Source organism: Streptococcus sp. Marseille-Q8145 (genome assembly GCF_965112035.1).
In genome coordinates this window covers 471,129-492,354 of sequence record NZ_CBCOPQ010000001.1, presented here as the reverse complement: position 1 = coordinate 492,354, position 21,226 = coordinate 471,129, and the positions used below count along the sequence as shown (strand labels likewise).

Genomic DNA, 21,226 nt, shown 5'->3' with positions numbered 1-21,226 from the left:
AATTGAGGTTGTTGTTTCACAGAATATGTTTAATTTTCAGAAAATAAGTAACTACCTCATCAATTCTGCAAGCAAAAAACTACAACATAACAGCTTTCTTCATACATGTTGGGGAATTGAGTTGGCTTTTTGCACAGACCAACGAGTTCAGAGTGCGTATAGAAATGAATCTGATCTCATAACTTCTAACTTATTGCATATAAATATTTCCTAATTTTATGATTTAAAGGCTCTAGGGTTTCTGCGATGGATAAAACCATTGTAGAAATTCTGGAGCCTATTTTTTCCCCTCCCCAGCCTACACTTGTGGTATAATATTGTCAGTAAAAGAGAAAGTAGGAGCGTGTATGAAAACTCCATTTATCAGTCGTGAGCGCTTGGCGGAGCTGACCGCGCAGTTTCCAACGCCTTTCCATCTTTATGATGAGAAGGGGATTCGAGCGAGAGCGCGGGCTTTGCATGAGGCTTTTACTTGGAATTCTGGTTTTAAGGAATATTTTGCCGTCAAGGCGACACCAAATCCTGCTATTTTAAAAATCCTCAAGGAAGAGGGCTGCGGGGTGGACTGTGCTAGCTATGTGGAGCTGCTCATGAGCCAAAAGCTGGGCTTTGCTGGGAATGAGATCATGTTTTCGTCTAATAATACGCCAGCCGAGGAATTTCGTCTGGCGCGGGAGCTGGGAGCGACCATCAATCTAGATGCTTACGAAGATGTGGATTTCTTGAAGGAAGTGGCTGGGATTCCCAAGGTGATTTCCTGCCGCTATAATCCCGGTGGTGTCTTTGAGCTGGGGACTAGTATCATGGATCATCCAGAGGAAGCCAAGTTTGGTATGACCAAGGCGCAGCTGATTCAGGCCTTCAAAGAACTCAAGGAGCTGGGAGCAGAGACATTCGGCATTCATGCCCTCTTGGCCTCTAATACTGTCAGCAATGACTACTATCCAGCGCTAGCTCGTCAGCTTTTTGAGCTGGCGGTCGAGATATTAGAGGCGACGGGAATTAAGCTGGACTTTATCAATCTGTCTGGCGGTGTCGGAGTCAATTATCAGCCTGATGGCGAGGAAAATGACATTGCAGTCATCGGTCAAGGAGTTCATCAGGCTTATGAGGAAATCCTGACACCAGCTGGTCTGGGGCAAGTCAAGATTTTCACAGAGCTGGGGCGATTTATGCTGGCGCCTTTCGGCCTCTTGGTGACCAAGGTGACCCACAAAAAGCAGACCTATCGGACTTATCTGGGAGTGGATGCTTCTGCGGTCAATCTCCTGCGTCCCGCTATGTACGGAGCTTATCACCATATTACCAATATGGATCGGCCAGAGGGACCGACGGAGATTGTCGATGTGGTCGGCAGTCTCTGCGAAAACAACGACAAATTTGCCATCCAGCGGGAGTTGTCTGTCAGTCAGATTGGCGATACACTGGTCATTCATGATACTGGTGCCCACGGCTTCTCCATGGGTTATCAATACAATGCCAAGCTGCGCTCTAGCGAGATTCTCCTAGAGGAAAATGGTCAGGCTCGCATGATTCGTCGGGCAGAAAGGCCAGAAGATTATTTCGCGACTCTCTATGGCTTTGATTTTGAAAAATAGAGATAATTTGGTATAATAAAGAGTAATGTAAAAAATGAAACAGGAGTTCGGATTATTATGAATACATTGTTAGCAATTTTATTGATTATGCTGGCTTTCTTTGGTGGGATTTTGCTTGGTATGTACTTGCTTCGCCGTCAGGTCGAAAAGGAATTTGCGGAAAACCCACGTCTTAATGTAGAAGCAGTGCGGATGTTGCTCAGTGCCAATGGCCAAAAACCAAGTGAAGCACGCGTTCAACAAGTTTACCGTCAAATCATCAACCAACAAAAAGCAGCAGTTGCTAAAAACAAAAAATAAGCTTCTCTCAGCCGCCCTCTGGTGGCAGACGGAGATTTCTATATAAAAAATGGGGATTTGGGCTAGGCTTCCAATCCCTTGTTTTAGAAAGAAGACTGTATGGATAACCGACCGATTGGATTTTTAGACTCAGGGGTGGGCGGTCTGACTGTTGTCCGTGAATTGATGCGGCAACTCCCCCACGAGGAAGTGGTTTATATAGGTGATTCGGCTCGGGCTCCATATGGTCCTAGGCCGGCGGAGCAGATTCGAGACTATACTTGGCAGTTGGTCAATTTTCTCTTGACCAAGGATGTCAAGATGATTGTCATTGCCTGCAATACTGCCACAGCTGTTGTCTGGGAGGAGGTCAAGGCTAAGTTGGACATTCCTGTCCTCGGTGTGATTTTGCCCGGAGCCAGCGCTGCTATCAAGTCTACAACTGGTGGCAAGATTGGCGTCATCGGGACCCCTATGACGGTTCAGTCCGATATTTACCGGAAAAAGATTGAAGCCCTATCTCCCGAGATGGAGGTGCAGAGCTTGGCTTGTCCTAAGTTTGTCCCGCTGGTGGAGTCAAATGAGCTCCAGTCCAGCCTGACTAAAAAGGTGGTCTATGAGACACTTCATCCTCTGGCGGGCAAGGTGGATACGCTTGTTTTGGGCTGTACCCACTATCCTTTGCTTCGACCGATTATTCAAAATATGCTGGGGCCGAGCGTCAAGTTGATTGACAGCGGCGCTGAGTGTGTACGGGATATTTCTGTCCTGCTCAATTATTTCGAAATCAATCGTAGCCGCGACAAGCACGAACTGAATCATCGTTTTTATACTACAGCCAATGCTAAGAGGTTTGCAGAAATCGCAGAAAACTGGCTGAATCTGAAAGTCAATGTGGAGCATGTGACCTTATGACAAAGAACATTTATGAATACAAAGATGCCTCTGACTGGTATGTAGCTGAATGGGGACAAAGTGCCTCTTACAGTGAATTTGAGCGAGTGCCTGCAGAAGCTTCTGAGATTTTAGACCGCTTAGAGAGTGTTTTGGCAGAAGAAGAGCTAGGCCTGCCCTTAAATATCACGGTTATTCGCTATGGCTCAGCCTTTCGCTTTTTGACCTTCTTGCTGGATATTTTAAACCAGGAAACGGGTCGAAGCTTGGAATTGTTGCAGCGACAGGGAGCCCTTCTTTTGGTTGAAGGGGGCAAATTGCTCTATGTCCATCTGCCCCAAACGGGTGTGGATTTACAAGCTTTTCTAGGAGCAAAAGATGTCAAAGACACCCTCTTGATTGCGACGCGCAATGAGGGCAAGACAGCAGAGTTTCGCAAGCTTTTCGGGAAGTTAGGCTATGAGGTGGAAAATCTGAATGACTATCCTGATTTGCCAGAAGTGGCTGAAACAGGCATGACCTTCGAAGAAAATGCCCGTCTCAAGGCTGAAACGATCAGCCAGTTGACTGGCAAAATGGTTTTGGCAGATGATTCAGGCCTGCAAGTGGATGTCTTGGGTGGTCTACCAGGTGTCTGGTCGGCTCGCTTTGCTGGCGTTGGTGCGACAGATGCAGAAAACAATATCAAGCTCCTGCATGAATTGGCCATGGTCTTTGATATTAAGGACCGCTCTGCTCATTTCCACACGACTCTGGTGGTGGCTAGTCCAGATAAGGAATCCTTGGTGGTCGAAGCGGATTGGCCAGGCTACATTGCCCATGAACCCAAAGGCGAAAATGGCTTTGGCTATGATCCTTTGTTCTTGGTCGGAGAGACGGGAAAAACTTCGGCTGAGCTGACAATCGAAGAGAAAAATGCCCAGTCCCATCGTGCGCAAGCAGTGCAAAAATTAATGGAGGTATTTCCAGCATGGCAAAGCAAACAATCATCGTAATGAGCGATTCCCATGGGGACCGTGCCATTGTCGAAGAAATGAAACATCATTATCTAGGAAAAGTCGATGCTATTTTCCATGATGGAGACTCAGAATTGCCTTTTGAGGATGAAGTCTGGAAAGGGATTCATGTCGTAGCGGGCAATATGGACTTTTATCCTGGTTATCCAGAACGGCTGGTGACAGATTTGGATGGGACCATTATTGCCCAGACCCACGGGCACCTTTTCAATATCAACTTTAGCTTCCAAAAGTTGGATCTCTGGGCTCAGGAAGTGGGGGCAGATATTTGTCTCTATGGCCATTTGCATGTTCCAGATGCTTGGATGCAAGGGAAGACTCTCTTTCTCAATCCGGGTTCCATTAGCCAACCTCGTGGCTTAATTAACGAACGTCTTTACGCTAAGGTAGAGATTGACGATGCCCGCTTTAAGATTGATTTCTATACGCGAAATCATGAGCTCTATCCAAGCTTGTCTAAGGAGTTTGCCCGATGATTGCTAAGGAATTTGAAGATTATCTGCTGCAACATGAAGACACTTTTTTGACACCTGGGGAGAATCTGGCGGTCATGATTGACACGCACAATGTGGATCATGCCATTCTCTTGCTTAGCCAGATGACTTATTCGCGCATTCCAGTGGTGACTGCGGAGAAAAAGTTCGTTGGCACCATTTCTCTGACGGATATTATGGCTTATCGGATGCAGCATGAGCTGGCAGAGGAAGAGTTTATGTCTATGGACATTGTCCACATGACACGAAAGGATGGTCTGACTGTCGAGCCAGATTACAAGATTGCGGACGTTTTGCACAAGCTGGTGGATGAGTCTTTCCTGCCTGTTGTGGATAAAGAACAACATTTTTATGGCATCATTACTAGAAAGTCGATTTTAAAAGCTGTTAACTCGTTGATGCATACCTTCACGAGTCAGTATGAGATTTCCAAAAAATGAAAGAACATATCACTCCTTTTTTAGAACAAAAAAATATCTCAGAAAATTCAAAATTAGCCTATTCCTATGATCTGGAGCAATTTGTCAATGAAATCCACAGCAAGGTGACGGAGACCAATTTGCGGATTTATCAAGCCTCTATCAAGGATTTCAAGGTAGCTGTCCAGAAGCGGAAGCTCTCAGCGGTCAATCAATTTCTCTACTATCTTTACGAGAACAAGATGATTGGGGAATTTCACCGCTTGACCTTGCCAAAAGTTGCTATTTCCAAGGAACTGGGAAGCGAGCTGATGGACTTGTCAGCCTTTTGGGAAGCTTCTACGGTACCGCAAGGCCGGCTGATAGCGCTCTTGATTTTGGAAATGGGTCTCTTGCCAAGTGAAATCCTGCAGGTCAAGGTTGAAGATGTCAATCTTGATTTTCAGGTTTTACGGATTGAGAAGGCCGGGCAGAAGCGGATTATTAAGATCCCTGAAAGTCTGACGAGCGAGTTGGGCGATTATTTGACAGGGACTTATTTATTTGAAAAGAATGGCAAGTCCTATTCACGCCAATGGGGCTTTCGCCAGCTAGAAGCTTTCTTGATTGAGCAGGGGCAGGCCAGTTTGTCGGCTCAAAGCCTGCGGGAACAATTTATCCTGCGCCAGCGGGAAAAAGGTGTCGGTATCTACGACATTGCTCGTGATTTGGGCTTGAAGACAGTCATTACATTAGAAAAATACAGATAAGAATGGATATCAAGTTAAAAGATTTTGAGGGGCCGCTGGACTTGTTGCTCCACCTCGTATCCAAGTATCAGATGGATATTTACGATGTGCCCATTACCGAGGTCATCGAGCAATATCTGGCTTATGTGTCTACTCTGCAGGCCATGCGGCTGGAAGTGACAGGGGAATACATGGTCATGGCCAGTCAGCTCATGTTGATCAAGAGCCGCAAGCTCTTGCCCAAGGTGGTAGATCAGGTGGATCTGGAGGACGATCTAGAGCAGGACTTGCTGAGTCAGATTGAGGAATATCGGAAGTTCAAGTTGCTGGGGCAGAAAATGTCTCTCCAACATGAGGACCGGGCTCTTTACTACTCTAAGCCCAAGCTGGAACTGGTCTATGAAGATGCTGAACTCCTGCACGACAAGACAGCCGTTGATCTCTTTTTAGCTTTTTCCAAGGTGATGACCAAGAAGCAGGAGGAGTTTTCAAAGAGTCATACGACCATTGTGCGAGATGAGTATAAGATCGAGGACATGATGGAAGTAGTGCGCCAGCGCTGTCAGGCTCAAAAACGCCTTGCCCTGCAGGATATTTTCGCAGAAACCAAAGATATGAATGAAGTGATTACGCTCTTTTTGGCAACCTTGGAGTTAGTCAAAGTGCAGGAGGTGCAGGTCATTCAGGAGGAAAACTTTGGAAATATTTATTTAGTAGGAAGAAAGAATGAGTAAATTAGCAGAGATTGAAGCCCTGCTTTTTGTGGCGGGGGAAGACGGTCTGAAAGTTCATCAGCTATCAGAAATTCTCTCCTTGCCGCCGACTGGTGTACTCCAGAGTTTGGAAAAATTAGCGGAGAACTATCAAGCAAATCCCGACTCCAGCTTGACCTTGTTGGAAACGTCAAAGACCTATAAGTTGGTCACCAAGCCTGAATTTGCTGAGATTTTACGAGAGTATTCGCGGGCGCCGATTAACCAGAGCTTATCCCGAGCTGCACTGGAAACCTTGTCGATCATTGCTTACAAGCAACCCATAACAAGGGTGGAAATTGATGATATTCGCGGGGTCAATTCCAGCGGAGCGATTTCTAAGTTATTAGCCTTTGAGCTGATTCGGGAAGATGGCAAGAAGGAAGTCATCGGCCGTCCCAATCTCTATGTGACGACGGATTATTTTTTGGACTATATGGGCATCAATCATTTGGACGAATTGCCGATTGTGGACGAAGAGGAGCTCATTGCTGAGGAAAGTCAGCTTTTCGGAGAGTGACAAGTTAATCCTAAAGGGATGTTTTCTGAACGCTTCCAAGTTTTGAGGGAGACCCTGCTTTCCCTATTTGCCATTTTTCCAGCTGTTAAAGTTGTGAAAATGGTCTCTGTATCTTGTGAAAGGACAATATCGATGAGAATCAATAAATACATTGCCCATGCGGGAATTGCCAGCCGGAGAAAGGCTGAGGAGTTGATCAAGCAGGGGCTGGTGACCGTAAATGGTCATGTGGTGCGTGAGCTAGCAACTATCATCAAGTCGGGCGACCGAGTGGAAGTAGAAGGCCAGCCTATCTACAATGAAGAAAAGGTCTACTACTTGCTCAATAAACCGCGCGGTGTGATATCTAGCGTAACCGATGACAAGGGGCGCAAGACAGTCGTTGATTTGCTGCCACAGGTCAAGGAGCGGATTTATCCCGTTGGCCGACTAGACTGGGACACTTCCGGTGCCTTGATTTTGACCAATGATGGTGATTTCACGGATGAAATGATTCACCCGCGAAATGAAATTGACAAGGTCTATGTGGCGCGTGTCAAAGGTGTGGCCAATAAGGAAGTTCTGCGTCCGCTGACTCGCGGTCTAGTCATTGAGGGCAAGAAAACCAAGCCAGCGGTTTATGAGATTCTTAAGGTCGATCCCGTGAAGAATCGTTCGGTTGTTCAGTTGACCATCCACGAAGGGCGTAATCATCAGGTCAAGAAGATGTTTGAAGCGGTGGGGTTGCCAGTGGACAAGCTTTCACGGACTCAGTTTGGACATCTGGACTTAACTGGGCTCAAGCCGGGTGAAGCACGTCGATTGAGTAAAAAGGAAGTCAGCCAGTTGCATAACTTGGCTGTGACCAAGACTAAGAAAAAATGATTAAGAAAATCTTGATAGCGCCGGTTCGTTTTTACCAGCGCTTTATTTCCCCTGCCTTTCCGCCTTCCTGCCGTTTTCGGCCGACCTGTTCCAATTACATGATTGAAGCCATAGAAAAACACGGAGCCAAGGGGGTTCTGATGGGCTTGGCAAGAATTGGTCGCTGCCATCCCTGGTCCGAGGAAGGGGACGATCCAGTACCGGATCATTTTAGTCTTCGGCGAAATGACTCTAAAATAGACATAGAACGGAAATAGCCTTGTTTCCGTTTTTTGCTAGAGAATAAAGTCCAGTCTTAACAATTACTATCAGCTTTTCAATATTTTTGTTATAATATTTTTTATGAGAGTTGTTTCAGGAAAGTACGGGGGCAGACCCCTCAAGACATTAGATGGCAAGACAACGCGACCTACGACAGATAAGGTCAAGGGCGCGATTTTTAATATGATTGGTCCCTATTTTGATGGCGGCCGAGTGCTGGATCTGTATGCAGGTAGTGGCAGTCTGGGGATCGAGGCAGTATCTCGCGGTATGGAGTCGGCTGTTTTGGTTGAAAAAGATCGTCGAGCGCAAGCTATCGTGGCAGAAAATATTGCTATGACTAAGGAAGTAGCACGCTTTGAGCTGCTCAAGATGGAGTCGAGTCGAGCGCTAGAGCAGTTGACTGGTCAGTTTGATCTGGTTCTGCTGGATCCGCCCTATGCCAAGGAGCAGATTACTGCGGATATTAAGAAAATGGCGGAGCGCAAGCTCTTGAGCGAGGATATTATGGTTGTTTGCGAGACGGATAAGTCGGTTGATTTGCCAGAGGAAATCGCAGACTTGGGTATCTGGAAGCAAAAAATATATGGAATTTCAAAGGTGACGGTCTATGTCAGATAAAATTGGGCTCTTTACAGGGTCATTTGATCCCATTACCAACGGACATGTGGACTTGATTGAGCGTGCCAGTCGGTTGTTTGATTGCTTGTATGTGGGAATCTTCTACAATCCTCACAAAGAAGGATTTTTTAGTATCCATGCGAAAAAAAGGATGGTTCTAGCGGCTTTGGCGCATTTGGAAAATGTGGAAGTCATCACTTCCCATGATGAATTGGCGGTTGATGTGGCAAAAAGACTAGGTGTGACTGCTCTTGTCCGAGGTCTACGAAACGGCCAGGACTTGGACTATGAAGCTAGCCTGCATTTTTTTAATAAGGAATTGGCACCTGATTTGGAGACCGTTTTTTTGCTGAGTCAGCCGGCCTACCGATATATCAGTTCTTCAGCGATGCGGGAATTGATTGCTTTTCAGCAGGATCTTTCTGCCTATGTACCAGCGAGTGTGATTGAGGAGTTAGAGAAAAAAGATGAATAATGACATGACAAATCCGGAAAAGATGACGAAGGAAAATAAACGTGGTTTAACAGTAGTTGGTTGTGCTGGAGTAGCCTCGATTATTGTGCTTGTGCTCTTCCTTTTCTCTTTCATTGTTCCATTGCCTTACTATATTGAGGTGCCTGGAGGAGCAGAAGATATTCGGAAGGTTCTGACTGTGGACGGAAAAGAGGACCAGGCAGCAGGTTCCTACAACTTTGTAACTGTTGGGATCCAGCATGCAACCTTTGCCCACCTGGTCTACGCTTGGCTGACGCCTTTTACGGATATTTATTCGGCTCAGGATATGACGGGTGGCTCAAGTGATGCTGAGTATATGCGTATCAACCAATTTTATATGGAAACGTCGCAGAATATGGCCAAATACCAAGGTCTCAAAGCCGCAGGAAAAGACATCAAGATGAACTATCTGGGTGTGTATGTTCTGAAAGTAGCTCCAAATTCGACCTTTAAAGGGATTTTGAATATTGCGGATACGGTGACGGGAGTCAATGACAAGACCTTTGAAAGCTCGGAAGACTTGGTCAAATATGTCAATTCTCAGTCTTTGGGCGATAGTGTCAAGGTGACCTATGAGGAAGATGGAGAAACCAAGACAGCGACTGGGAAAATCATCAAGCTGGAAAATGGCAAAAACGGAATTGGCATTAGTTTGATTGACCGCACGGAAGTCAACAGCAGTGTTCCAATTGAATTTTCAACTGAAGGTATCGGTGGTCCTAGTGCTGGTCTCATGTTTAGCCTAGCCATTTATACTCAGCTGGCCAATCCAGACCTGCGAGACGGCCGTGTGATTGCGGGAACGGGCAGCATTGACAGAGAAGGCAAGGTTGGAGATATTGGTGGGATTGACAAAAAAGTCGTCTCTGCGGCCAAGATCGGAGCGACAATTTTCTTTGCTCCTGATAACCCTGTCAGCGAGGAAGAAAAAAAGGCTAATCCCAAAGCCAAGACTAACTATGAAACGGCGCTTGAAGCAGCCAAGGAAATCAAAACGGATATGAAAATCGTACCGGTTAAAACCCTTCAGGACGCGATTGATTATTTAGAAAAAACCAAAAAATCTTAGTTTCGGCTAAGATTTTTGTCTTTTAGAGACGAACGAAGGGTGTTTTTATTAAATCGTCTGACTTTTTACAGAAAGATCTTTTTCTTCTGAAAAAATATAAATTCCCCTTGTTTTGTGATAAAATAATATGAAGTAAGATAGATGAATGACAAAGGATAGGTATGCGTAAAGAGATTTCACCTGAGTTGTATAATTACAATAAATTCCCCGGCCCAGAATTTAAGCAAATGGGCAGCAAGATAGTTGCAGAAAAATTCGAGTTTGAATTGGTGGAGAATTATAAAGAGGCCTTTGACTTGACCGCCTTTCACCAACGCTTTTCAGAAATTCTGAACAAGTTCGACTATATTGTCGGCGATTGGGGCAATGAACAGTTGCGATTGCGCGGTTTTTATCGGGATGAGAAAGCCAAGGAAAATGCAGAGAAAATCAGTCGTTTGCAAGACTATCTGCTAGAATATTGTAATTATGGCTGCGCCTATTTTGTTTTGGAAAATGCTCAGCCAAGACGGGCTGCCTTTGACAAAAAATCCCACCATAAGAGAAAATCGGATGGCAAAAAACATCCAGAAATTTCTAGAGAACGTGGCTCTAAAAAAACGAAGGACGATCAGCAAAAACATCGTCCAAAGGCAAACAAGAACAAACAACAGAAACAAGGCAAACAGGCAAAGCAAGCGGCATCTAGCCAATCGCAGCGCCATTTTGTCATTCGTCAGAAATAAAGGAGAAACATGGAACCATCGATTTATAGCTTAACGCGAGAAGAAATGATTGAATGGGCGGAAGCTCAGGGAGAAAAGAAATTCCGTGCTGCCCAGATTTGGGAGTGGCTCTATCGTAAGCGGGTCCAGTCTTTTGAGGAGATGACCAATCTATCCAAGGACTTGATTGCCAAGCTCAATGATCAGTTTGTCGTCAATCCGCTTAAACAGCGCATTGTTCAGGAGTCTGCTGACGGTACCGTCAAGTACCTTTTTGAGTTGCCGGACGGTATGCTGATTGAGACGGTGCTCATGCGCCAGCACTACGGACTTTCTGTCTGTGTGACCACCCAGGTCGGCTGCAATATCGGCTGTACCTTCTGTGCCTCTGGTTTGATTAAAAAGCAACGTGACCTCAATAACGGTGAGATTGTAGCTCAGATTATGCTGGTTCAGAAGTATTTTGACGAGCGTGGTCAGGATGAGCGGGTCAGCCACATCGTGGTTATGGGAATCGGCGAGCCTTTCGATAATTATAAGAATGTCTTGAAGTTTGTACGGACGGTTAATGATGATAAAGGTCTGGCCATCGGTGCCCGCCATATCACTGTTTCAACTTCAGGGCTGGCTCATAAGATCCGTGACTTTGCCAATGAAGGCGTGCAGGTAAATCTGGCTGTTTCACTGCACGCACCCAACAATGAACTGCGTTCTAGTATCATGAAAATCAACCGTGCCTTTCCGATTGAGAAGCTCTTTGCGGCCATTGAATACTATATCGAGACCACCAACCGTCGGGTGACCTTTGAGTACATTATGCTCAATGAAGTCAATGACGGGGTAGAGCAGGCCAAGGAATTGGCAGAATTGCTGAAAAACATCAAGAAGCTATCTTATGTCAATCTCATTCCTTACAACCCAGTAAGCGAGCATGACCAATACAGCCGCAGTCCCAAAGAGCGTGTGATGGCCTTCTATGACACTCTAAAGAAAAATGGAGTTAACTGTGTGGTACGTCAGGAGCATGGTACAGATATTGATGCAGCCTGCGGCCAGTTGCGTTCCAATACTATGAAGCGAGATCGTGAGAAAGCATTGGTAGAAAATGTTCAGCCTTAAAAATTATCTGACTTCAGACGGTGAGCTGACAGCTCGAGGCCGGAAATTGCTAGTAGGAGGATGCGGACTCTATTTCTTGATGCTTTGCATCCTGTGCTTTATTCCTCAGGTTCCAGAGCCAGGAATGGAGACGCCGGGAGTTCAGTATTTTGGCCGAATAGTGGTTTTGTTAATCCCTTTTAATTCCTTTGTCAATATTGGCGAGATTACTTCTTGGATCCAGCTGGTCAAGGTTTTTATCCAAAATCTAGCTAATATCTTCTTGCTGTCGCCCTTAATTTTTCAATTGCTTTGGCTCTTTCCAACATTGCGGAAGACCAAGAAGGTTGTTTGGCTGAGCTTTGGGATGAGTCTGTCTATCGAAGTGACTCAGATTCTGCTGGACCTTCTCATCAACGCCAATCGAGTCTTTGAGATTGATGATCTTTGGACCAATACTTTGGGTGGGTATCTGGCTTGGCGGGCATTTCAGCTTGGTCAGAAAATCTGGAAAAATCGTCAAGATGACGTTTTCAAAAGGGATTAGCGAGAGAAAGGTTCGGATTTAGGTTAAAAAATTAAATTTTTTCTTGACAAGAAAAAGGGAAAGGCCTATAATAAAATGAATCATCAGAAAAGTAATAATTTTTTCTACTTTCAGGGAGCCTGTGGTTGGTGGAAACAGGTAGTGGAGGATTATGAAGTGGGCTGATGTAAAAAATGAATTTGAAGCAATAAAAATTCGGTGAGCACACCTTACAGTGCGACTTGTTGTTAGACAAGGCAGAGACATGGAGGCAGTCTATACTTTTCTCCATAATTGAGGTGGCACCGCGATTTTACGCCCTCACACAGAGTTTTTCTGTGTGTGGGTTTTTGTTTTGCTTGAAAATAAAGAAAAGAGGAAATCAAGATGACAGAAACTAAAGGATATTTTGGACAATTCGGCGGCTCCTTTGTACCGGAGCCTATCCAAGCCTTGCTGGATGAATTAGAAGCGACTTTTGAAAAGTATAAAGATGATCCAGAATTTTTAAATGAATACCGACATTATTTGGCAGATTATTCAGGTCGGGAGACTCCGCTCTACTTTGCAGAAAGTCTGACTCAGTATCTGGGCGGGGCGAAGATTTATCTGAAGCGGGAAGATCTCAATCATCTGGGCTCCCATAAGCTCAATAATGTTTTGGGGCAGATTCTTCTAGCTAAGCGCATGGGCAAGACCCGAGTCATTGCTGAAACTGGAGCTGGCCAGCATGGTGTGGCAACTGCGGCAGCTGCAGCTAAGTTTGGTATGAAGTGCGATGTTTACATGGGGGCAGAAGATGTAGAACGCCAGCGCCTCAATGTCTTCCGCATGGAAATTATGGGAGCGACTGTTCACGCGGTGAAAACAGGAACCAAAACCCTCAAGGATGCGGTTGATGCAGCCTTTGGAGCTTGGATGAGTGATTTGGAAGCCTTCTATGTTTTGGGTTCTGCTGTCGGTCCTCATCCTTATCCGACGATTGTCCATGAGTTCCAAAAGGTGATCAGTGAAGAATCTCGTCGTCAGATTTTGGATAAGGAAGGCCGCTTGCCGGACTATGTTATTGCCTGTGTAGGTGGTGGTTCCAATGCTATCGGCGCCTTCTCCCAGTATGTGGCGGATGAAGAAGTCAAGCTGGTTGGTGTTGAAGCGGCTGGGCGTGGACTTGATACAGACCAGCATGCGGCGACCATGACCAAGGGAAGCGTCGGAGTAGTGGATGGTATGAAGACTTACGCTGTCTTTGCTGAAGATGGTCAGGTGGCGCCGGTTTACTCTATTTCAGCAGGCTTGGACTATCCTGGAGTTGGTCCCGAACATGCTTTCTTTAAAGATTCTGGTCGAGTAGAATACGTGGCAGCGACAGATGATGAAGCTGTGGATGCCTTGCTTCTCTTGACACAAAAGGAAGGAATTTTGCCGGCAATCGAAAGCTCTCATGCCATTGCTGAAGCCATCAAGCGAGCTCCACAACTGTCATCTGACCAAATCATCATTATCAATGTATCTGGTCGTGGAGACAAGGATGTGGCAGCCATTGCCGACTATCTAGAAAAACGAAAATAAAATACCCAGCAGAAGAGTAGTAACATCCCTCCTTTCAGAGAGTCTGTGGTTGCTGTAAACAGGCAGGAGAAGTTATGAAATGGACTGCTGGAGTCAACATTTTGTCATTTAGTTGATCTTTTATTACTTTGTTAGCCTACTTTGCTGTAAACCAGTATGCTGCCTTCTACTAAAAGGGATCTAAATGACTGTAAATAGGTAAATGAGATGTGGAGCCTAAAAACTCCATAACTGAGGTGGCACCGCGATAACACGCCCTCACAGGATGAACTGTGTGGGCGTTTTTCTGTAGTTTTAGAGCAAGTTATGACAGTGGACAGGAGCTATCTGTTCTTGTGAAATGCAGTCATGGCTAGCGAATTGCTCCTACCTAAACGCTTCTGATTGAATAGAAAGAAAGATTATGCAAAAGATTTTACCAGCTGATATTTTATCGCCGATTCTAGCTTATATGCGGATTCAGGGCGACCACAAGGTGATTTTGGAAAGTATTCCGAGAGATAGTGAGACAGCCCGCTTTTCTATCCTAGCCTATAATCCAGTCTTTGAAGTTCGCTATGAAAATGGCCAGTTAACAAAGAATGGGCAAGTAATTGAGGCAGATCCATTGGACTATCTGCATGAGTTAGCTGTAAAAAAAGATCATTATTCAGACCTGCCTTTTGGAGGCGGAGCCATCGGTTTTGTCGGTTATGATATGATTTCCCTCTATGAGGAGATTGGCCAGATTCCAGCTGATGTGATTGGAACGCCGGACATGCACTTTTTCGTCTATGAAAGTTACATGATTTTTGACCATAAAAAAGACAAGGTCTATATCCTTGAGGAGGCCCTCTACAGTGATAGAAGCGAAGCTGATTTAGCTGCAAGTCTGGAGCGTATCATGGCTGAGCTGGCGCAGCCTGCGGTAGATGAATTCTCACCGCTGGAACTGTCCAGTTTGAACTTCCAGAGTCATATTGAGCAGTCAGCTTTTGAAAAAATGGTGGAAGAAGCGCGCAGCTTGATTCGGCAGGGCGACATGTTCCAATGTGTACTCAGTCAGCGCTTTTCAGCAGAGTATTCTGGTAGGCCGCTGGATTACTATCGCAATTTGCGTGTGACCAACCCTTCTAGCTATCTTTACTTTTATGACTTCGGAGATTATCAGATCATCGGGGCCAGCCCAGAAAGTCTGGTGTCTGTCAAGCAGGGGCAGGTTACGACCGATCCTATTGCTGGGACCAGACCGCGCGGGCAGGATGAAAGAGAAGATAAAGCCTTGGCGAAGGAGCTGCTGGCTGACGAGAAGGAAGTGGCTGAGCACCGTATGTTAGTTGATTTGGGGCGTAATGATATCGGTAAAATTGCTCAGAATAACAGCGTGGAGATCACGAAGTACATGGAAGTGGAGTATTTCCGCTATGTCATGCATCTGACCAGCGTGGTTCGTGGTCAGCTTTTGCCTCAACTGACGGCTATGGATGCGCTCAAGTCCACCTTGCCGGCCGGCACCGTCTCGGGTGCACCTAAGATTCGAGCCATGAAGCGAATTTATGAGTTGGAGCAGGAAAAACGTGGCGTTTATGCGGGGGCTATTGGCTATCTGTCTGCGACAGGGGATATGGATTTTGCTATTGCTATTCGGACCATGGTTTTGAAAAATGGCAGAGCTTATGTTCAAGCTGGAGCTGGTATTGTTTATGACTCGATCCCTGCTAATGAATACCAAGAAACCATCAACAAGGCCAAATCAATGACCAAGATAGGAGAGATGCAATGATTTTATTGATTGATAATTATGATTCTTTTACTTACAATCTAGCCCAGTATATCGGCAATTTCGCAGAAGTTAGGGTCTTGCGAAATGATGATGCAGGTCTTTATCAGGCGGCAGAAGAAGCGGATGCCTTGGTGCTGTCTCCAGGTCCAGGCTGGCCAGCAGATGCAGGACGGATGGAAGAGCTTATCCGCGATTTTGCTGGTAAAAAGCCGATTTTGGGGATTTGCTTAGGGCACCAAGCCATTGCAGAAGTATTTGGCGGAAAGCTAGGTTTGGCTCCCAAAGTCATGCACGGCAAGCAAAGCATTCTACGCTTTGAGGGCAAATCTCCTATCTATGAAGGAATAGAGGATGAGCAGCCAGTTATGCGTTATCATTCGATTTTGATTGAGGAGATGCCAGAGGACTTTGAAGTGACGGCTCGAGCGGCTGATGATGACTCGATTATGGCTATCCAGCATAAGAGCCTGCCTATTTATGGTTTTCAGTATCATCCAGAAAGTATTGGCACGCCGGATGGCTTGTCGTCCATCAAAAATTTCATCGACTTAGTAAAATAGGGGAAGAATTATGAAAGAAATTATTGCAAAACTAGCAGATTTTAAGGATTTAAGCAGCTCCGAAGTGTCAGATGTGCTAGAGCGCATCGTTACTAGAAGAGTAACGGAAACACAAATTGCAGCCTTTTTGCTGGCTCTAAAGATGAAGGGGGAAACAGTAGAGGAACGGACGGCTTTGGCTCAGGCTATGCGAGGCCATACTCCGCAGATCCCTACAAAAATTCGCACAGCCATGGACAATTGTGGAACTGGTGGTGACAGATCATTTAGTTTCAATGTTTCGACCACAGCGGCCTTCGTATTAGCGGGTGGTGGGATCAAGATGGCCAAGCACGGCAATCGCTCTATTACTTCTAAATCGGGATCGGCTGATGTTTTAGAAGCTTTGGGGATTAACCTAAACATGGATACAGCTAGCTTGGGTAAGGTCTTTGATCAGACGGGAATAGTCTTTCTTTTTGCTAAAAACCTTCATCCAGCTATGAAATATATCATGCCAGCTCGTCTCAGTCTAGGTGTTCCCACTATCATGAACTTGACAGGGCCCCTCATCCATCCTATGGTTTTAGAAACCCAGCTTTTGGGCACCAGTCGGCCAGATATGCTGGAGAGCACGGCAGAAGTTTTGAAAAATATGGGCCGCAAGCGTGCAGTGGTCGTGTCGGGTCCAGATGGTCTGGACGAGGCCGGTCTTCATGGTCGTACCCAGTACGCTTTGCTAGCAGATGGGGAGATCAGCCTGCATAGCTTTCTACCGTCAGATATTGGAATGGAAGAAATCTCTCTTGAAGCAATTCGTGGAGGTAATGCCAAAGAAAATGCAGATATTCTGGTATCTGTCCTGCAAAATCAAGCCAGCCCTTATCTGGAAATGACAGTTCTGAACGCAGGTCTAGGCTTCTTTGCTAATGGGAAATCAGACAGCATAGAAGAAGGAATAGCTTTGGCCCGCCAAGTGATCGCTAGTGGCGCAGCCTATGAAAAACTCAAGCAACTACAGGAGTATCAAAAATGAGCAAAGAATTTCTCCCGACCATTCTAAAGCAAAAAGAGCAGGAAGTGGCGGTCATGTCCTATGAAGAGCTGCAGCCCCTGCGCTCGACCTATTCCCTCTATGAGTATCTCAAAAGCCAGTCCCAAGAGCTGCAGCTGATTGCTGAGGTCAAAAAAGCCAGTCCAAGTCTGGGAGATATTAATCTCGGTGTGGATATTGTGGAGCAGGCTCGCACCTATGAACGATGTGGTGCAGCCATGATTTCGGTCCTGACAGATGAGATTTTCTTCAAAGGACATCTGGATTACCTGAGAGAGATTTCCAGTCAAGTCACGATTCCGACCCTCAATAAGGACTTTATCATTGATGAAAAACAGATTGTTCGCGCCCGCAATGCAGGAGCAACGGTTATTCTTCTGATTGTGGCTGCCTTGCCTGAAAAGCGGCTACAAGAACTCTATGATTTTGCGACGGGGTTAGGCTTGGAAGTTCTGGTCGAAACCCATAATCTGGCGGAGCTGGAAATTGCCCATAGAATAGGAGCTCAGATTATCGGTGTCAATAACCGCAATCTAGTTACTTTTGAGACAGATATCAATACCAGTCTCCAGCTGTCTGCCCATTTCAAAGATGACAGGGTTTACGTATCTGAGTCCGCTATTTTCAGCAAGGAAGATGCTGAGCTAGTAGCCCCTTATTTCCATGCGGTTTTAGTCGGAACTGCCCTGATGCAGGCTGAGAATGTAGCAGAAAAGATTAAGGAGCTGAAAATTGACAAAGGTTAAGATTTGCGGCTTATCAACGGCCAGCGCTGTGGAAACGGCATGCCAGGCTGGTGCAGATTACATTGGATTTGTCTTTGCTGAAAGCCGTCGGAGGGTCAGTTTGGATCAAGCTCAGAAGCTAGCTGCATTGGTGCCGCCTGCTGTCCGAAAGGTAGGAGTTTTCGTTTCTCCAAGCTTGGCAGAGCTGCAGGAAGCTATTTCAGTGGCAAATCTGGATTTGGTGCAGCTTCATGGTGATTTTGATGAAGAGCTTCTGACTCAGATTGGCCGGCCGGTTATTCGAGCTCATCAGGTCAAGGGAGCGTTAAAAGATGTCAGCCAACAAGCGGACTACCTGCTCTTTGATGCCCCTCTTGCCGGTAGTGGTCAGACCTTTGACTGGCAAGCTTTTGACAAGAATCAAATCCAGCAGCCCTTCTTTATCGCCGGTGGTTTGAATGTAGAAAATGTCCGAGAAGCTATTCAGCACTTTGCCCCTTACGCAGTTGATGTCTCAAGCGGGGTCGAGACTGACGGTCAGAAGGACTTAGAAAAGATAACAGAATTTATAGAAAGAGTGAAAGATGGTATATAATCAACCCAATCAAGAAGGATTTTATGGTGAGTTTGGCGGACGCTTTGTTCCCGAAACGCTGATGACAGCAGTTTTGGAGCTAGATAAAGCCTACCGTGAGAGTAAAAAAGACCCAGCCTTTCAGGCTGAGCTGGACGAGTTGCTGAAGCAGTATGTAGGGCGGGAGAATCCTCTCTATTTTGCTAAAAATCTGACAGCCTATGCTGGCGGTGCTAAGATTTATTTAAAGCGGGAAGACCTCAACCATACTGGGGCCCATAAAATCAATAATGCCCTAGGCCAGGTCCTCTTAGCCAAGCGAATGGGCAAGAAGAAAATTATTGCAGAGACTGGTGCGGGTCAGCACGGAGTAGCCACTGCCACAGCTGCAGCCCTTTTCAACATGGACTGTACTATCTACATGGGTGAAGAAGATGTCAAGCGCCAAGCCCTTAATGTCTTTCGGATGGAACTTTTAGGAGCCAAGGTAGAGTCTGTGACCGATGGTTCTCGAGTCCTCAAGGATGCAGTCAACGCTGCCTTGCGAGCTTGGGTGGCTCAGGTCGATGATACTCACTATATTATGGGGTCGGCCTTGGGACCTCATCCCTTCCCAGAGATTGTTCGCGACTATCAGAGCGTGATTGGGCGTGAGGCCAAGCGCCAGTTTGCTGAGCAAAATGCAGGTGCCTTACCCGATGCTTTAGTCGCCTGCGTTGGCGGTGGCTCCAATGCTATTGGGCTCTTTTATCCCTTTGTAGACGATAGCACAGTTGCCATGTATGGAACAGAAGCGGCTGGGCGAGGCATCGATACAGATGAACACGCTGCGACCTTAACCAAGGGCCGGCCAGGTGTTTTGCACGGTGCCTTGATGGATGTCTTGCAGGATGAGCAAGGACAGATTCTGGAAGCTTTCTCTATCTCTGCCGGGCTAGACTATCCGGGCATCGGTCCTGAACATTCTCATTTTAATGCTATCAAACGCGCCACTTATGTGCCAGTCACAGATGAAGAAGCCTTGGAAGCCTTCCAGCTCCTGTCTCGTATCGAAGGAATTATCCCTGCTCTAGAGTCTAGCCACGCTATTGCTTACGCAGTTAAGCTGGCTAAGGAGTTGGGACCAGATAAATCAATGATCGTCTGCCTATCCGGCCGTGGTGACAAGGATGTCGTTCAGGTAAAGGAACGCTTGGAAAGAGAAGCGGCTCAAAAAGGAGGTGCCCATGACTAAAACACTCACTCAGCATTTAGAAGCCATTAAAAAAGCAGGTAAGGGAATTTTCCTTCCATATATTATGGCTGGTGATCATGAGAAAGGTTTAGCAGGATTACCAGAAACCATCTCATTTTTGGAAAACTTGGGCGTGTCAGCCATTGAAATCGGTCTGCCGTTTTCAGATCCTGTTGCAGATGGGCCAGTTATTGAAGAAGCCGGTCTGAGAAGTCTGGGTCACCATACTTCGGCCAGGTCTTTAGTCGCAAGCTTGCAGAATTTGGACACTCAGCTGCCTCTCATCATCATGACCTACTTCAATCCTATCTTCCAGTACGGCCTCAAAGATTTCGTCAAGGACCTAGCTACGACGCCGGTTAAAGGATTGATTATTCCGGATCTGCCCTACGAGCATAGAGACTTTATCTTGCCTCTGCTGGAAGATTCGGATATTGCTCTAATTCCTTTAGTGAGCCTGACGACTGGCCTAGAACGTCAGCAGGAGTTGATTAAGGATGCAGAAGGTTTTATCTACGCTGTAGCCATCAACGGTGTGACAGGTAAGAGCGGCAGTTACCGCAATGATTTGGACCAGCATTTGAGCAAGCTCCATGATATTGCTGAGATTCCAGTGCTGACAGGTTTTGGTGTTTCAACTTTAGAGGATGTTGACCGCTTCAATCAAGTCTCAGACGGCGTCATTGTCGGATCTAAGATTGTCAAAGCTCTTCATGAAAAGGACGCCAGCATAGCATCCTTTATCCAAGAAGCAGCAGCTTATAAGAAATAAGAACCACCACACCAAACAAGAGACAGGGGACAAATGCTAGCCTGTCTTTTTGCTTTTTAAAGCAGAAACAAGCGAGGCCAGAGAAGCTAGCGATTTGGATGAGAATGAGAATTTCTGTCAGGCTGAAAATGGCTGAGCAGGAAGCAAGGAATAGAAAGTCGCCAGCTCCAATACGAAGATTACAAAAGAAGGCCAGAAGTCCTAGGGCTAAAAAGAAGAGCATGAGAAGGTTGATGCTCGCTGTCACTATCAGCAAGAGATGAAAAACCAACCAGACCATCAGGGGATATTGCTGCTCTCTTTGATCGTAGATGGCTAGGATCAAGCCCATAGTGAGCAGTAGAAGTTGACTGATGGAAATCGTACCAAGCGAAGTTGCCAGAAAAAGACTGCCTAATATAAATTCAAAAAATAAATAACATAAGGGAATCTTGTCTCCACAGAAGCGGCAACGAAGACGGTTCATGACTTGAGAAAAAATAGGAATCAAATCACGGGGAGCCAATCTTTTCCCGCAGGCATTGCAATGACTAGCGGGAGTGATGATAGACCGCTCTGGGAAGCGGTCAATAACTAAGCCTAGAAATGAGGCCAGAACCGTTCCGACTAGAAAAAAGTATAGATGAATCATACTTGTTTATTCGTGATTTTGAGTAGA

At 46.0% G+C, this 21,226-nt stretch carries 26 protein-coding genes and 1 other annotated feature; of the genes, 25 read left to right on the top strand and 1 reads right to left on the bottom strand.

Annotated features, from left to right (window positions below; all coding sequences use genetic code 11):
* Positions 1-347 precede the first annotated feature (347 nt).
* The 25 genes from ACWPVL_RS02485 to trpA all read left to right on the top strand — a co-directional run bounded on the left by ACWPVL_RS02485 (position 348) and on the right by trpA (position 20,568).
* A complete protein-coding gene (locus ACWPVL_RS02485) occupies positions 348-1,598 on the top strand; it encodes a diaminopimelate decarboxylase (RefSeq protein ID WP_454386615.1) in 1,251 nt (416 codons plus the stop codon).
* Positions 1,599-1,655: 57 nt separating this feature from the next.
* Entirely contained in the window at positions 1,656-1,898 is a 243-nt protein-coding gene (locus ACWPVL_RS02480; RefSeq protein WP_454386613.1) for a YneF family protein, read from the top strand.
* Between the two features lie 99 nt (positions 1,899-1,997).
* On the top strand, positions 1,998-2,792 hold the full coding sequence (gene racE, locus ACWPVL_RS02475; RefSeq protein ID WP_454386611.1) for a glutamate racemase: 795 nt from the start codon (positions 1,998-2,000) through the stop codon (positions 2,790-2,792).
* Complete coding sequence (locus tag ACWPVL_RS02470; RefSeq protein WP_454386609.1) at positions 2,789-3,766, top strand: nucleoside-triphosphate diphosphatase; 978 nt, start codon at positions 2,789-2,791, stop codon at positions 3,764-3,766. The genes racE and ACWPVL_RS02470 overlap by 4 nt, the downstream gene beginning before the upstream one ends.
* Positions 3,742-4,263 (top strand): metallophosphoesterase, encoded by a 522-nt coding sequence (locus ACWPVL_RS02465; protein WP_454386607.1) that lies wholly within the window; start codon positions 3,742-3,744, stop codon positions 4,261-4,263. The genes ACWPVL_RS02470 and ACWPVL_RS02465 overlap by 25 nt, the downstream gene beginning before the upstream one ends.
* Entirely contained in the window at positions 4,260-4,721 is a 462-nt protein-coding gene (gene cbpB / locus ACWPVL_RS02460) for a cyclic-di-AMP-binding protein CbpB (protein ID WP_005590833.1), read from the top strand. The genes ACWPVL_RS02465 and cbpB overlap by 4 nt, the downstream gene beginning before the upstream one ends.
* On the top strand, positions 4,718-5,449 hold the full coding sequence (xerD, locus tag ACWPVL_RS02455; RefSeq protein ID WP_454386605.1) for a site-specific tyrosine recombinase XerD: 732 nt from the start codon (positions 4,718-4,720) through the stop codon (positions 5,447-5,449). Before cbpB ends, xerD begins: the two co-directional genes overlap by 4 nt.
* A 2-nt stretch (positions 5,450-5,451) precedes the next feature.
* Positions 5,452-6,162, top strand: coding sequence for a segregation/condensation protein A (locus ACWPVL_RS02450; protein WP_454386603.1), 711 nt, complete (start codon positions 5,452-5,454; stop codon positions 6,160-6,162).
* Positions 6,155-6,700: an SMC-Scp complex subunit ScpB gene (gene scpB / locus ACWPVL_RS02445; protein WP_454386601.1), complete on the top strand. Its 546-nt coding sequence runs from the start codon at positions 6,155-6,157 to the stop codon at positions 6,698-6,700. The genes ACWPVL_RS02450 and scpB overlap by 8 nt, the downstream gene beginning before the upstream one ends.
* A 132-nt stretch (positions 6,701-6,832) precedes the next feature.
* Positions 6,833-7,564, top strand: a complete 732-nt coding sequence (locus tag ACWPVL_RS02440; RefSeq protein ID WP_454386599.1) for a pseudouridine synthase — start codon at positions 6,833-6,835, stop codon at positions 7,562-7,564.
* Complete coding sequence (gene yidD, locus ACWPVL_RS02435) at positions 7,561-7,821, top strand: membrane protein insertion efficiency factor YidD (RefSeq protein ID WP_268731488.1); 261 nt, start codon at positions 7,561-7,563, stop codon at positions 7,819-7,821. Before ACWPVL_RS02440 ends, yidD begins: the two co-directional genes overlap by 4 nt.
* Before the next feature lie 85 nt (positions 7,822-7,906).
* Positions 7,907-8,446 carry a 16S rRNA (guanine(966)-N(2))-methyltransferase RsmD gene (rsmD, locus tag ACWPVL_RS02430; RefSeq protein WP_454386597.1) on the top strand — a complete coding sequence of 180 codons (540 nt, stop codon included), beginning with the start codon at positions 7,907-7,909 and terminating at the stop codon, positions 8,444-8,446.
* On the top strand, positions 8,436-8,921 hold the full coding sequence (gene coaD / locus ACWPVL_RS02425) for a pantetheine-phosphate adenylyltransferase (RefSeq protein WP_454386595.1): 486 nt from the start codon (positions 8,436-8,438) through the stop codon (positions 8,919-8,921). Before rsmD ends, coaD begins: the two co-directional genes overlap by 11 nt.
* Positions 8,914-10,011, top strand: coding sequence for a SepM family pheromone-processing serine protease (locus ACWPVL_RS02420; protein WP_454386593.1), 1,098 nt, complete (start codon positions 8,914-8,916; stop codon positions 10,009-10,011). The genes coaD and ACWPVL_RS02420 overlap by 8 nt, the downstream gene beginning before the upstream one ends.
* 161 nt (positions 10,012-10,172) lie before the next feature.
* Positions 10,173-10,736 carry a YutD family protein gene (locus tag ACWPVL_RS02415; RefSeq protein ID WP_247950705.1) on the top strand — a complete coding sequence of 188 codons (564 nt, stop codon included), beginning with the start codon at positions 10,173-10,175 and terminating at the stop codon, positions 10,734-10,736.
* Positions 10,737-10,745: 9 nt separating this feature from the next.
* Positions 10,746-11,834: a 23S rRNA (adenine(2503)-C(2))-methyltransferase RlmN gene (gene rlmN / locus ACWPVL_RS02410; RefSeq protein ID WP_454386590.1), complete on the top strand. Its 1,089-nt coding sequence runs from the start codon at positions 10,746-10,748 to the stop codon at positions 11,832-11,834.
* A complete protein-coding gene (locus tag ACWPVL_RS02405) occupies positions 11,821-12,360 on the top strand; it encodes a VanZ family protein (protein WP_454386588.1) in 540 nt (179 codons plus the stop codon). The genes rlmN and ACWPVL_RS02405 overlap by 14 nt, the downstream gene beginning before the upstream one ends.
* A gap of 75 nt (positions 12,361-12,435) precedes the next feature.
* Positions 12,436-12,665, top strand: a binding site (T-box leader).
* A 61-nt stretch (positions 12,666-12,726) separates the two neighbouring features.
* Positions 12,727-13,908, top strand: a complete 1,182-nt coding sequence (trpB, locus tag ACWPVL_RS02400) for a tryptophan synthase subunit beta (protein ID WP_454386586.1) — start codon at positions 12,727-12,729, stop codon at positions 13,906-13,908.
* A gap of 403 nt (positions 13,909-14,311) precedes the next feature.
* Entirely contained in the window at positions 14,312-15,670 is a 1,359-nt protein-coding gene (gene trpE / locus ACWPVL_RS02395) for an anthranilate synthase component I (RefSeq protein WP_454386584.1), read from the top strand.
* Positions 15,667-16,230 carry an aminodeoxychorismate/anthranilate synthase component II gene (locus ACWPVL_RS02390; protein WP_454386582.1) on the top strand — a complete coding sequence of 188 codons (564 nt, stop codon included), beginning with the start codon at positions 15,667-15,669 and terminating at the stop codon, positions 16,228-16,230. Before trpE ends, ACWPVL_RS02390 begins: the two co-directional genes overlap by 4 nt.
* 10 nt (positions 16,231-16,240) lie before the next feature.
* Positions 16,241-17,245, top strand: a complete 1,005-nt coding sequence (gene trpD / locus ACWPVL_RS02385; protein ID WP_454386580.1) for an anthranilate phosphoribosyltransferase — start codon at positions 16,241-16,243, stop codon at positions 17,243-17,245.
* Positions 17,242-18,009 (top strand): indole-3-glycerol phosphate synthase TrpC, encoded by a 768-nt coding sequence (gene trpC / locus ACWPVL_RS02380; protein ID WP_454386578.1) that lies wholly within the window; start codon positions 17,242-17,244, stop codon positions 18,007-18,009. Before trpD ends, trpC begins: the two co-directional genes overlap by 4 nt.
* Positions 17,996-18,583, top strand: a complete 588-nt coding sequence (locus ACWPVL_RS02375; RefSeq protein ID WP_454386576.1) for a phosphoribosylanthranilate isomerase — start codon at positions 17,996-17,998, stop codon at positions 18,581-18,583. The genes trpC and ACWPVL_RS02375 overlap by 14 nt, the downstream gene beginning before the upstream one ends.
* On the top strand, positions 18,573-19,796 hold the full coding sequence (gene trpB, locus ACWPVL_RS02370; RefSeq protein WP_454386574.1) for a tryptophan synthase subunit beta: 1,224 nt from the start codon (positions 18,573-18,575) through the stop codon (positions 19,794-19,796). The genes ACWPVL_RS02375 and trpB (ACWPVL_RS02370) overlap by 11 nt, the downstream gene beginning before the upstream one ends.
* On the top strand, positions 19,789-20,568 hold the full coding sequence (trpA, locus tag ACWPVL_RS02365) for a tryptophan synthase subunit alpha (protein WP_454386572.1): 780 nt from the start codon (positions 19,789-19,791) through the stop codon (positions 20,566-20,568). Before trpB (ACWPVL_RS02370) ends, trpA begins: the two co-directional genes overlap by 8 nt.
* Here trpA and ACWPVL_RS02360 read toward each other — a convergent pair.
* Positions 20,537-21,199, bottom strand: a complete 663-nt coding sequence (locus ACWPVL_RS02360; protein WP_454386570.1) for a prepilin peptidase — start codon at positions 21,197-21,199, stop codon at positions 20,537-20,539. The genes trpA and ACWPVL_RS02360 overlap by 32 nt on opposite strands.
* Positions 21,200-21,226 lie beyond the last annotated feature (27 nt).

Bases quoted from the DNA above. Each gene is read 5' to 3' on its own strand.
- ACWPVL_RS02485 (WP_454386615.1), top strand. From the start codon at position 348: ATGAAAACTCCATTTATCAGTCGTGAGCGCTTGGCGGAGCTGACCGCG.
- ACWPVL_RS02480 (WP_454386613.1), top strand. From the start codon at position 1,656: ATGAATACATTGTTAGCAATTTTATTGATTATGCTGGCTTTCTTTGGT.
- racE (WP_454386611.1), top strand. From the start codon at position 1,998: ATGGATAACCGACCGATTGGATTTTTAGACTCAGGGGTGGGCGGTCTG.
- ACWPVL_RS02470 (WP_454386609.1), top strand. From the start codon at position 2,789: ATGACAAAGAACATTTATGAATACAAAGATGCCTCTGACTGGTATGTA.
- ACWPVL_RS02465 (WP_454386607.1), top strand. From the start codon at position 3,742: ATGGCAAAGCAAACAATCATCGTAATGAGCGATTCCCATGGGGACCGT.
- cbpB (WP_005590833.1), top strand. From the start codon at position 4,260: ATGATTGCTAAGGAATTTGAAGATTATCTGCTGCAACATGAAGACACT.
- xerD (WP_454386605.1), top strand. From the start codon at position 4,718: ATGAAAGAACATATCACTCCTTTTTTAGAACAAAAAAATATCTCAGAA.
- ACWPVL_RS02450 (WP_454386603.1), top strand. From the start codon at position 5,452: ATGGATATCAAGTTAAAAGATTTTGAGGGGCCGCTGGACTTGTTGCTC.
- scpB (WP_454386601.1), top strand. From the start codon at position 6,155: ATGAGTAAATTAGCAGAGATTGAAGCCCTGCTTTTTGTGGCGGGGGAA.
- ACWPVL_RS02440 (WP_454386599.1), top strand. From the start codon at position 6,833: ATGAGAATCAATAAATACATTGCCCATGCGGGAATTGCCAGCCGGAGA.
- yidD (WP_268731488.1), top strand. From the start codon at position 7,561: ATGATTAAGAAAATCTTGATAGCGCCGGTTCGTTTTTACCAGCGCTTT.
- rsmD (WP_454386597.1), top strand. From the start codon at position 7,907: ATGAGAGTTGTTTCAGGAAAGTACGGGGGCAGACCCCTCAAGACATTA.
- coaD (WP_454386595.1), top strand. From the start codon at position 8,436: ATGTCAGATAAAATTGGGCTCTTTACAGGGTCATTTGATCCCATTACC.
- ACWPVL_RS02420 (WP_454386593.1), top strand. From the start codon at position 8,914: ATGAATAATGACATGACAAATCCGGAAAAGATGACGAAGGAAAATAAA.
- ACWPVL_RS02415 (WP_247950705.1), top strand. From the start codon at position 10,173: ATGCGTAAAGAGATTTCACCTGAGTTGTATAATTACAATAAATTCCCC.
- rlmN (WP_454386590.1), top strand. From the start codon at position 10,746: ATGGAACCATCGATTTATAGCTTAACGCGAGAAGAAATGATTGAATGG.
- ACWPVL_RS02405 (WP_454386588.1), top strand. From the start codon at position 11,821: ATGTTCAGCCTTAAAAATTATCTGACTTCAGACGGTGAGCTGACAGCT.
- trpB (WP_454386586.1), top strand. From the start codon at position 12,727: ATGACAGAAACTAAAGGATATTTTGGACAATTCGGCGGCTCCTTTGTA.
- trpE (WP_454386584.1), top strand. From the start codon at position 14,312: ATGCAAAAGATTTTACCAGCTGATATTTTATCGCCGATTCTAGCTTAT.
- ACWPVL_RS02390 (WP_454386582.1), top strand. From the start codon at position 15,667: ATGATTTTATTGATTGATAATTATGATTCTTTTACTTACAATCTAGCC.
- trpD (WP_454386580.1), top strand. From the start codon at position 16,241: ATGAAAGAAATTATTGCAAAACTAGCAGATTTTAAGGATTTAAGCAGC.
- trpC (WP_454386578.1), top strand. From the start codon at position 17,242: ATGAGCAAAGAATTTCTCCCGACCATTCTAAAGCAAAAAGAGCAGGAA.
- trpB (WP_454386574.1), top strand. From the start codon at position 18,573: ATGGTATATAATCAACCCAATCAAGAAGGATTTTATGGTGAGTTTGGC.
- trpA (WP_454386572.1), top strand. From the start codon at position 19,789: ATGACTAAAACACTCACTCAGCATTTAGAAGCCATTAAAAAAGCAGGT.
- ACWPVL_RS02360 (WP_454386570.1), bottom strand. From the start codon at position 21,199: ATGATTCATCTATACTTTTTTCTAGTCGGAACGGTTCTGGCCTCATTT.